Origin of the sequence: Chamaesiphon sp. VAR_48_metabat_403 (assembly GCF_031422475.1) — a bacterium.
In the GTDB taxonomy this organism is placed as follows: Bacteria; Cyanobacteriota; Cyanobacteriia; order Cyanobacteriales; family Chamaesiphonaceae; genus Chamaesiphon.
In genome coordinates this window covers 1-10,688 of record NZ_JANPLS010000145.1, presented here as the reverse complement: position 1 = coordinate 10,688, position 10,688 = coordinate 1, and the positions used below count along the sequence as shown (strand labels likewise).

The window sequence follows — 10,688 nt, the reverse complement described above, 5'->3', positions numbered from 1 at the left end:
ACTCAATCGCCAAAATTAACGTTTGAGTAAGAACAGATCTGAGCCGCAATCTTGAAGTAGATTGAAAGCCGATTCAAACTGACAATCCGAGCGATTCAGTTGCTGGTGGGGAATGTGAGATAATTAAATTGAGGAGCCAATGCTCCACAGCAAAAGCTACATTAGTGAATAATTTACTACAGAATGCCCACAGCGATCGCCGCCTCAAATAATATTAGTGCCTTCCCCCTCAGTGCGGTGGTGGGACAAGAAGCAATTAAATCAGCACTGCTGTTAGCGGCGGTCGATCCAAATTTGGGTGGAGTCGCGATCGCAGGCGGTCGCGGTAAGGCTAAATCGGTGATGGCACGGGCGATTCACTCGCTATTGCCACCGATTGAAATTACAGTGGGTGGGGTGAGTAATTGCGATCCGAATGCTCCGAGTGAGTGGGACGATAAATTATTAGAGTTACGATCGGCAGATCCCGATTTAGAAATACCCACTGCCATAATTCCGGCTCCATTCGTCCAAATTCCCTTAGGTGTAACCGAAGATCGGCTGTTGGGTTCGGTCGATTTAGATAAATCGGTGCAGTCCGGATCTTCAGTATTTCAGCCAGGATTACTCGCACAAGCTCATCGCGGCGTATTATACATTGACGAAATCAATCTCCTCGACGACCAAATTTCTAATCTGTTACTGAGTGTCTTGACCGACGGACGCAATCAGATCGAACGCGAAGGCATTAGCTTTCAACATCCCTGCAAACCGCTGCTGATTGCCACCTACAATCCTGAAGAAGGCTCGTTGAGAGAACATTTGCTCGATCGAATTGCCATTTCACTTTCGGCTGATGGTGCGCTGGAAATCGACCAACGGGTCGAAGCTGTCGGACAAGCAATATCTTATGCATCTTCGCCCCAAACTTTTCTCGCTCAATATACCGAAGAAGTCGATAATCTCAGAACGCAGATTTTACTAGCGCGGGAATGGCTCAAAGATGTCCAGATTACTACCGAACAGATTTTGTACCTGGTTACCGAAGCTCTACGCGGCGGCGTAATGGGACATCGTGCCGAATTATTTGCCGTACGCGTTGCTAAAGCGGCAGCAGCTCTGGAAGGACGCACGAATGTTAATGCTGACGACTTGCGCCGAGCGGTAGAACTCGTCATCGTCCCCCGCGCGACGGTAATTCAAACCCCTCCAGACGAAAATCCCCCACCGCCGCCACCGCCACCGCAACAACCTCAAGACCAATCCGAGCAAGAGCAAGACGAACAAGAGGAAGAGAATGAAGATGACGAGCCGGAAAATGAAGACCAACCAGAAGAACCACCGAATATTCCTGAAGAATTTGTCTTCGATATCGAAGGCGTAATTTTAGACGACACCATCCTGGCTTTTGCCCAAACCGCCCAACAAAAACAGGGTAAATCTGGCAGCCGGAGCATGGTATTTTCTGAAGACAGGGGGAGGTACGTTAAACCCATTTTACCCAAAGGCAAAGTCCGCAGAATCGCCGTAGATGCGACGCTCAGAGCCGCAGCACCCTATCAAAAATCGCGTCGCTTGCGTCAGCCCGATCGCAAAGTCATCGTCGAGCAGGGCGATATTCGCGGTAAAAAATTAGCCCGTCGATCGGGTGCCCTGGTAATATTTGTCGTAGATGCATCGGGTTCGATGGCTCTCAATCGGATGCAGTCGGCTAAAGGTGCTGTCATGCGCCTGCTCACTGAAGCATATCAAAATCGCGACCAAGTATCGTTAATTCCCTTCCGAGGCGAGCAAGCCGAGGTATTATTACCACCAACGAGATCGATCGCAATGGCAAAACGCCGCCTCGAACGCCTCGCCTGTGGTGGTGGTTCCCCATTAGCTCATGGTTTGACTCAAGCTGTGCGGGTGGGTGTCAACGCTCAAAGTTCCGGCGATATCGGACAAGTGGTAATCGTCGCCATTACCGACGGACGCGGAAATGTCCCGTTAGCACGTTCTTTAGGCGACACGATCGATCCCGATAATAAGCCAGATATCAAGCAAGAATTACTAGATATCGCCTCGCGAATTCGGGCAATTGGGATTAAATTATTAGTAATCGATACCGAAAATAAATTTATTTCGACAGGTTTTGCCAAAGAATTAGCCAAGCAAGCTAATGGTAAATACCATCATCTCCCCAAAGCTACCGAACAAGCGATCGCCGCTACAGCCATGAGTGCGATCGGCGATATGCGATAATTTGGTTGCAGTTTGTAATATGAATATTTTTCACATTACAACTCCTGCTAAAGTAATGTCAGTTCGGGATAAGGAGATCGCTCAAAGATGATTAGCTTCGTTTGGGCACCACCTGGGGATGAATCCCCAGGCTAACAGATTAAGTCCACTTCAGTGGACTGTTAGATTCTTTAGTCCACTTTAGTGGACTTTAGCTGCTAGCCCGCACTTTAGTCGCGGGTGGGTAATGAGCAAAGCTAATTTAAATATTTATTCTAAATTTATGCCATCTTCCCCTCCCGAAACCTCGCTCAAGCCGCTGCTAAAATGGGCTGGAGGAAAACGATGGCTGATACCTAAATTGCTAGAACTATGGCAGCCAAACGATCGTTGTCGTCTGGTAGAACCTTTTATGGGGAGTTTATCGGTAGCCTTAGGGTTAAAACCGAATCGCGCGCTACTTAATGATGCAAATATCCATCTAGTAAATCTTTATCATCATCTACAAAAAGGATTAGTAGTAAATATCGAGATGAAAAACGATCGCGACTTCTACTATGAAATGCGATCGCGATTCAATCAACTCACTCAAATCAGAAAATCTGATACTAGCGAAGCTGCCCAAATTTTTTACTATCTCAATCGTACCGGATTTAATGGGCTATCTCGGTTTAATAATAGTGGCGAATTTAACGTTCCCTTCGGCAGCTATAAAACTATTAACTATGCGATCGACTTTAGTAATTATCAAGCCGTACTGCAAGCCTGGGAAATTACCGTTGGTGATTTTGAATGCTTACAATTAGAGTCAGATGATTTTATTTACGCAGATCCGCCTTACGATGTGCAATTTACTAAATATAGTCAAGATGACTTTAAATGGGAAGATCAAATCCGGTTGACTCAATGGCTGGCAAAACATCCTGGTAAAATTGTCTTGTCTAATCAAGCAACCGATCGAATTGTCGATCTTTACCAAAATTTTGGGTTTACTATCGATATAGTAGATGCACCCAGACGCATCTCTTGTAATGGCGATCGTCGTTCCGCCAAAGAAGTCATTGCGTATAAGGGTTTTTGAATCGATCGATATGACCGATCTATAAAATCTGTTAAAGTAGAATGTTGAATTTATCGATCGTGACTACTGCTTTAAGTGAGATCGGTAACAAACATAAATTGGTTAAAGATGAAAATTATTTAGATGGATTATTCAAATATTGAGATTGAAGTTAAAAACATTCCCCGAATAGAAAGTCTAGGTGATGGACGATGCTATAGAAAATATTTTTACCAATTTGTAAATACATTACCAGCTCAAAATCGGCTGAATTTACAAGCAAAAGAATTAGACTATAAATTCACTTACTCAAAAGAAGAGTATGATTTGGCTGAAGATGGTGATGTCTATGCACTGGTAAGTGTAGAACGCTTAAACGATCTGGCTGCAATATTTATAGTGTCAACAGAAGAACCAGAAGAAGATGCTATTTTTATTTATGGACTAATATCTTTACCTCGTAAAATAGAGACTATTTTTGGCATTATAGAATCTATTCAAGGAGATTCGAGAAACATGTGGATTAAAAGTTACATAAGGTAAGGTGGGCATTGCCCACCACTATTTCAAGCTTCCGATCGCTGAGAAAATAGTCCTAAAACTGGGCCGAGAACCGCACCAAATACAAAGCCGCCTGCGTGTGCCCAATAGGCAACACCGCCATTTTCCATGCCAACATTAGTACGCGCACCGAGCGTCGCAAAGCTATATAAAGCTTGTTGAAAAAACCAGATACCTAGATAAAAATAAGCCGGAATTCTCGTAAAGAATGGAAAAATTCCGATCGGAATTACCGTTTTGACACTGACATTGGGAAAGCGAATGATATAAGCTCCCATTACACCTGCGATCGCACCACTAGCACCGAGTGAGGGTACCTGCGAACCTTGACTGAAAAACCACTGTGCTAAACCAGCAAGTACGCCACAAGTTAGATAAAAGAATAAGAATTTTAAATGTCCTAATTGGTCTTCGACATTATTACCAAAGATCCATAAAAACAACATATTACCAGCGATATGTGCAAAACCGCCGTGGAGAAATTGAGATGTAATTAGAGTCAATATTTCAGGTGGTTCGCCGCCGCGTAAAAGTGGATAAGGAGTCCCGGCAAACGTGGCTGTAAGCTGCTGAGGGACGATCGCCCATTGATAGAAAAAGTTGGTTAAACCATTCTCGGCGAAGCTTAATTCGTAGATAAAGACTAGAACGTTAATTGCAATTAACGAATAGGTGACAAACGGCGTGATTCTAGTGGGATTTTCATCATCGATTGGAAACATATAATGTCAGGGGATAGGGGATAAAAAATATCGAGCGAGCGAGCGAAAGGATGTAATCGAAAACTACCAATAATTTAACATCTATGTCATCTATCCATTGACGATGGGGCTGTGGGCAAAACTACCGCCACGCCGCTAAATTCGAGCCTCTTTATTTACCCCCAGCCCACTTCAGGCGATCTGGTTAACCAGCGACTAAAACATAAATTGCGCCGACTACTGTCGCACCGCCACCGATCCGAAATAGCAGTTGTTGGAGTTTGGGCTGGTAACGATCTATTCCTAATCCGATCGCAATTCCGGCGACATGTAATAAGGTAGTCGAAATAATAAACCCAAACCCATAAGCTAACCCCGATCCGGTTTCGGGCATTTCGGCTCCATGTGCGTAGCCGTGAAAAATGGCAAGCACCCCAACAATTCCCGCGCTCAGAGCTAGTGGGAGCCTAACGGCAAATAATAGCAACATCCCCAAGATAAAATCGGAAGCGACAATCCCCTGCTCGATACCGGGTAGCGGTAACCCAAAATGCCCCAGGACGCTGCTACCAATCATCGCGGTGATAAATGCACACGGAACCAGCCAGAGTGCCTTCCCGCCCATCTGAGCCGCCCACAAACCGACAGCCAACATCGCCAAGATATGGTCTAAACCATCGATCGGGTGTTCTAGTCCGTGCCAAAATCCAGTTACATCGCCAACCCCGGTATGGGCACTAGCTATCTTGGGAATCCAGAGCGAGATCGCGATCGCACCAGCTAAATACTGCCAAAATTGATTTTTTTTCATCTTGCTTGAAGATTCCTAAATTATCAATTAATTTAACACCAAGATGGCTAGATGCTGGATGTCTGTTACGTTACAAAACATTAATCCTCATCGATATTTTCAACCTCAGTCTCGGCGGGGAGTGCGGCGACGATCGCATCAATTACCCGCGCCACTTGAATAATCTCCATCCCGACATCGGGGAAAATCTGATGTCCTTTGGGGACAATTGCCCGTTTAAAGCCTAATTTAGCTGCTTCCTTCAGGCGTAATTCTAACTGTGATACTTGGCGAACCTGTCCGCCCAAGCCAACTTCACCGATGAGAATTGTAAAAGGAGCAATGACTCGATCGCGAAAACTAGCAACGATCGCGATCGCAATCCCCAGATCTACTGCGGGTTCCGAGACATTTAGCCCCCCGGCTGAAGCCACATAAGCATCCAACTTCGAGAGCGGAATCCCGACTCGTTTTTCTAGTACTGCGAGAATTTGTGTCAACCGATTTTGGTCGATGCCTGTACCCGCTCGCCTAGGCGATGGATAACTCGTCGGACTTACCAACGCTTGCAACTCGACAACAATCGGTCTAGTACCCTCACAAGCGACGACAATTGATGAACCTGGAGCCATGCCCTGACGATCGCCCAGGAACAGCTCAGACGGGTTGTCAACCTCTCTCAACCCCCGATCGACCATTTCAAACACTCCCACCTCGTGGGTGGCTCCAAAGCGATTTTTGGTCGATCTCAGCAGACGATGAGAGGCAAACCTGTCGCCTTCAAAATAAAGTACGGTATCGACCAAATGTTCTAAAACTTTCGGCCCCGCGATCGCGCCTTCTTTAGTCACATGTCCGACAATTAGGAGGGTAATATCTTCCCGTTTAGCGACTTTCATCAACGCTGCCGTACATTCTCGCACCTGCGCCACCGATCCGGCTGCCGATGTCAGCGCGGGAAAATACACCGTTTGGATACTATCGATCACCGCGACATGTGGTCTTAATGATTCTAACTCTCTGAGGATTTCTTCTAGATCTGTCTCGGCTTGGACGTATAAATTTGCGCCATCGGCAATTGTTAAGGGTTTTGCTCCTTCAGTTTCCGTACTTTCTTCGCCCTCTACTTCGCCCTTGGTTCCTTCTACTCCCAAGCGTGAAGCCCTAAGTTTGACTTGTTTGCCCGATTCTTCTCCACAGACATACAACACCCGATAATGCTTAGACATCAAATTGGCAGTTTGGAGCAATAGAGTAGATTTACCAATTCCCGGATCGCCACCAATTAATACTAGCGAACCCGGTACGATGCCACCGCCCAAAACTCGATCTAGTTCGCCAAAACCAGAGCACCACCGTTCTTCTTCCCCATCGACAATTTGGGGAAAAGTCAGTGCCGCCAGGGGATGTGGAGCCTCGTTCGATCGACCGTTAGCACTTTTGGCACCAAGTCCCCTCGCAGCAGATGGAGGTGCTTGTTCGATCAGCGAACCATAAGTATTACAGATCGGGCATTTTCCATACCATTGCGGGGATGTCGATCCGCATTCATTACAAACGTATGTCGTACGCGGCTGTTTTGCCATCTTAGATTAGGTATTAGGTATTAGGTGTTAGGTCTGAGGGGACTGGTGGGAATAGAGACATAAACTCTACTTCCAGAACAATTTACCCGTGGAGGCAGGCAGCGCATGGAGATGAGTTGTTGAAAAATATTAAGGGTTTTGAAGCGGAGAATGACGCAATTCTGATTTCTGAAGGGGTTTGACTGCACCAATTTAGTTGAAATTAATGATAATCTTAATCTTAGGATGTTAAAAGTTAACGTTAAAAAAATTACCACTATACGATAGGAGCTTTGATAAGCTTGGAAAATCATAAGGAAACTATTCTAGTCGTTGATGATGAGGCTAGCATCCGTCGCATTTTGGAAACTCGCCTCTCCATGATTGGCTACGATGTAGTTACAGCGGCTGATGGGGAAGAAGCCCTCGAAATTTTTCGCGAAACATGTCCCGATCTCGTCGTACTCGATGTGATGATGCCCAAGCTCGATGGCTACGGGGTTTGTCAGGAGTTACGCAAAGAATCGGATGTCCCGATTATTATGCTGACAGCGTTGGGCGATGTTGCCGATCGCATTACCGGGCTAGAATTGGGTGCGGATGACTATGTAGTCAAGCCCTTTTCTCCTAAGGAATTGGAAGCGCGGATTCGATCGGTATTGCGCCGTGTCGATAAAAATGGACTCAATGGAATTCCTAGTTCCGGCGTGATCCAGATTGCCACGATCAAGATCGACACTAATAAACGTCAAGTTTATAAATCTGACGAACGGATTCGGTTGACTGGGATGGAGTTTAGTCTACTCGAATTGCTAGTCAGCAGATCGGGCGAAGCCTTCTCGCGATCGGAAATCCTCCAAGAAGTCTGGGGCTATACTCCCGAACGCCATGTGGATACTAGAGTCGTGGATGTCCATATTTCTCGACTGCGCGCCAAATTAGAAGAAGATCCCAGCAATCCCGAACTAATTCTCACTGCTAGAGGTACGGGTTATTTGTTTCAACGGATCATCGAGCCTGACGAGCTTTAGGCGTTAGGCGTTAGGTTTTAGGCTGAGAACATAGATTTAGGGTGGGCGGTGCCTGCCCTAAAATTTTAGGTATCTATAAATATACTAACATCTTTCAACAGTACAAAAAAACTAGTAATAATATCTTCACAGCTTAGGCACAGCCGAAACAGACTGGTATTTTATTAAATTGCAAGCCTTACTCCTAGAGCACTATCCACTATCCACTATTCACTGGTAGCTTTGTTTTGATGCAAGATGTGAGAATACATGAAAACAGATAATAACCGCATCGTGCGACTCGTGCCGATTATTGCCGGGAGCATCGCTGGAACATTGTTAATGTTAAATCGGGTACTGACCCCAGAATTAACCGACTCACAGGCGAGATCGGATGCAGTGGGCGTAGTTTTAACGGCGGTATTAATTTTAACCGGGCTGCTTTGGCAGCAAGTTCAACCCAGAAAACCCGATAGTGTCGTGTTAGAGGGAACAGAAGGATTCGAGCTATTATCAACCTTACCAGATGACCTCAAAACAGAATTAGCTTGGGCATCACATTTAATACTGACAAATACAGTAACCCGATCGATCGTCATTTATTACCAGGGGCGAGTATTACTCAGACGGGGAATTTTAGCACCCAAAGCTGAAGTTACCCCCGGTGCGATTCTCGATCGGGTTTTAACCAAACAAAAAGCCATCTATCTAGTCGATACCAAAGTTTATCCAGGTAGAATTGAATTCGACTATTTACCCCCCAACACTCAAGGCATCATTTGTCAGCCATTAGGTACCGATCGCGCGATGATTTTGGGTGCAAATGCCCCCCGCAGTTACACCAAGCAAGATGAAGCTTGGATCGAGGGAATTGCTAATAAATTGACAAATAGCCTAGATTTGGCACGATTCGATCGTGACGATTTGGCAAATCCCGACGATCGAAACCGAGCGATCTGACCTTTTTAATTTATCTAAAACGATCGATTTAGATATTTTTTTTAGCGAGAATAGTAATTATGCCAAATTTTAAGTGCATAATGAAATTATCATCTAGCTAATTACGATCGTGGCTAAAACCAAATTAGAATCTGCCCCTAAAGCCCCTAAAAATACTGCAGCCAAGTCAGATACTGCCCCCGTCAAAGCCGAAAAATCGGTAAAAGAACCTGCACAAACAGAAGCTCCAACTGAAGTTATCCCTGCCGAAACCCGGCTCGTAGGTAAGGCTCTGCTTCAAAAAGTCAAAGAACTTTCACATCTTGCCAAACGCGAAACAGCCAAGCAATGCGGCTATGTGAAAACTTCTACCAAAGGTGGCACTCGTACCGATCTATCGGGCTTTTATGATGCCGTGCTCGCTGCTAAAGGTGTCAAATTAGATGAGACTAGTAGAGACACTCGCGGCAAAGTCGCCACTTATAAAGCTACCGTCCATAAAAATGGTCAGTTGCTAATTGGCTCTGCTTACACCAAAGACATGGGTTTGAAAGAAGGCGATGTCTTTACTATTAAGCTCGGCTACAAGCACATCCATTTAATTCAGGAGAATTAATCGGTTCGAGCTAGAGAATTGTCAGCTCGATCGTAGTTAACTAACATCGATCGAGCATCTGCTCTGGCTTGTTGTCTGACACTTTCAGGCTCCACAACTTCGCAATCTTTGCCATAAGCACGAATTTCTCGCAGCAGCCAAAAAGGATTAGAAATTCTCCGCCATACTCATCGCACATCGTCACAGATTTCTTCTCGATCGTCTACACCTTGTCTGAATTCGTAAGCTTTTATTAGCCCTCCATAAAAGTATAATTTCACCATTAAAGAATCCAAACCCAGATCCCGCCATGCACAACTAATCGGCAGGATCGCGACTTCTTGTTGAGCGATCGCGACAATTAGCCCGGAAATACTAGGTTCTTTGCCCCATAATGTTTAGAGATCGCGGGCGATCGCTTCTAGCCGATCTCATGATAGGATTGCTGAACGATCGCGATCTTAATTTAAAGATTTTTAAAATAAAAATGGCTGAATTTATTAAAGACGAATCAGAATTTGAATCGCGGTTAGCAACAGCAAAGGTGTTAGTCGTAGATTGTACGGCGACTTGGTGCGGTCCCTGTAAATTAGTAGCACCATTAATCGATCGATTAGCCGTAGAATATCGCGATCGGGCTGAAATCTGTAAGCTAGATGTCGAGCCAAATCGAGACTTAGCTAAGAAATTAGGAATCAGAAATATTCCGGCTGTGATCTTCTTTAAAGCAGGTGAAAAAATTGAAACGATCGTCGGAGTTAAATCCTACGAAGAGTTTAGTCTAGCTGTAGAAAAGTTACTAACATAATCCGGGTTAAGAAAACTTACTTTTGCCAATCGGTGCTTAACCCTGGCAAATGGTGGACTACAGCACCAGCGTGTTGCCCACACTCCAAGATTAAGTTTTCGATCGATCGATCCGCAATAGCCATACCATTAAGACCACTACCCCAATTTGCAGCGCGAGATTGGGGATAGTTGCTTCTAAATCCCTGCCAGCGAGCAGCTTAAAAAAGAATACTACCCCACCAATCGCCCCAGAAATCCCACAACTGACATACACAAACTGGCGTAAGCCTCGAAATGGGGATTTGGCTTCCGCCTGGAGCCGATGCCACAGTTCGGGATCGATCGATTCAGGTCTTTGTTTTGGCTGTATTTCTGTCATTTTAGGCTTGATGCCATCTATAATAATTGGTTGGGTAGATTAATTTTACCCGATCCTGCCGATGTGGCTCAGTGGTAGAGTAGTTGATTCGTAATCA

General features: G+C 45.2%; 12 protein-coding genes. 7 read left to right on the top strand and 5 right to left on the bottom strand.

What is annotated here, in order from left to right:
- The first annotated feature begins 183 nt into the window (after positions 1–183).
- From bchD to RMO79_RS06970, 3 genes are all read left to right on the top strand, one after another.
- Positions 184–2,223, top strand: a complete 2,040-nt coding sequence (gene bchD / locus RMO79_RS06980) for a magnesium chelatase ATPase subunit D (protein WP_310482367.1) — start codon at positions 184–186, stop codon at positions 2,221–2,223.
- A gap of 262 nt (positions 2,224–2,485) precedes the next feature.
- Positions 2,486–3,283, top strand: coding sequence for a Dam family site-specific DNA-(adenine-N6)-methyltransferase (locus RMO79_RS06975; protein ID WP_310482365.1), 798 nt, complete (start codon positions 2,486–2,488; stop codon positions 3,281–3,283).
- A 123-nt stretch (positions 3,284–3,406) separates the two neighbouring features.
- Positions 3,407–3,805 carry a hypothetical protein gene (locus RMO79_RS06970; RefSeq protein WP_310482363.1) on the top strand — a complete coding sequence of 133 codons (399 nt, stop codon included), beginning with the start codon at positions 3,407–3,409 and terminating at the stop codon, positions 3,803–3,805.
- Positions 3,806–3,828: 23 nt separating this feature from the next.
- Here the strand turns inward: RMO79_RS06970 and RMO79_RS06965 are convergent, their stop codons facing one another.
- From RMO79_RS06965 to radA, 3 genes are all read right to left on the bottom strand, one after another.
- On the bottom strand, positions 3,829–4,545 hold the full coding sequence (locus RMO79_RS06965) for a rhomboid family intramembrane serine protease (protein WP_310482361.1): 717 nt from the start codon (positions 4,543–4,545) through the stop codon (positions 3,829–3,831).
- Between the two features lie 184 nt (positions 4,546–4,729).
- A complete protein-coding gene (locus RMO79_RS06960; protein ID WP_310482359.1) occupies positions 4,730–5,335 on the bottom strand; it encodes a HupE/UreJ family protein in 606 nt (201 codons plus the stop codon).
- A gap of 80 nt (positions 5,336–5,415) precedes the next feature.
- The gene (gene radA, locus RMO79_RS06955) at positions 5,416–6,900 is read right to left on the bottom strand and encodes a DNA repair protein RadA (RefSeq protein ID WP_310482358.1); all 1,485 of its coding nucleotides are present in this window, start codon (positions 6,898–6,900) and stop codon (positions 5,416–5,418) included.
- Positions 6,901–7,172: 272 nt separating this feature from the next.
- Between radA and rpaB the strand changes: the two genes are divergently transcribed.
- The 3 genes from rpaB to RMO79_RS06940 all read left to right on the top strand — a co-directional run bounded on the left by rpaB (position 7,173) and on the right by RMO79_RS06940 (position 9,444).
- Positions 7,173–7,910 carry a response regulator transcription factor RpaB gene (gene rpaB / locus RMO79_RS06950; protein ID WP_396136546.1) on the top strand — a complete coding sequence of 246 codons (738 nt, stop codon included), beginning with the start codon at positions 7,173–7,175 and terminating at the stop codon, positions 7,908–7,910.
- Positions 7,911–8,159: 249 nt separating this feature from the next.
- Positions 8,160–8,849 carry a cofactor assembly of complex C subunit B gene (locus RMO79_RS06945; protein WP_310482355.1) on the top strand — a complete coding sequence of 230 codons (690 nt, stop codon included), beginning with the start codon at positions 8,160–8,162 and terminating at the stop codon, positions 8,847–8,849.
- A gap of 238 nt (positions 8,850–9,087) precedes the next feature.
- A complete protein-coding gene (locus tag RMO79_RS06940; RefSeq protein ID WP_310482368.1) occupies positions 9,088–9,444 on the top strand; it encodes an AbrB family transcriptional regulator in 357 nt (118 codons plus the stop codon).
- Here RMO79_RS06940 and RMO79_RS24465 read toward each other — a convergent pair.
- A complete protein-coding gene (locus RMO79_RS24465; RefSeq protein ID WP_396136548.1) occupies positions 9,441–9,599 on the bottom strand; it encodes a WYL domain-containing protein in 159 nt (52 codons plus the stop codon). The genes RMO79_RS06940 and RMO79_RS24465 overlap by 4 nt on opposite strands.
- A gap of 305 nt (positions 9,600–9,904) precedes the next feature.
- On the opposite strand from RMO79_RS24465, the gene RMO79_RS06935 reads away from it, so the two are divergent.
- Entirely contained in the window at positions 9,905–10,231 is a 327-nt protein-coding gene (locus RMO79_RS06935; protein ID WP_396136547.1) for a thioredoxin family protein, read from the top strand.
- Between the two features lie 90 nt (positions 10,232–10,321).
- On the opposite strand, the gene RMO79_RS06930 is transcribed toward RMO79_RS06935, so the two are convergent.
- Complete coding sequence (locus RMO79_RS06930) at positions 10,322–10,591, bottom strand: DUF3493 domain-containing protein (RefSeq protein ID WP_310482353.1); 270 nt, start codon at positions 10,589–10,591, stop codon at positions 10,322–10,324.
- Positions 10,592–10,688 lie beyond the last annotated feature (97 nt).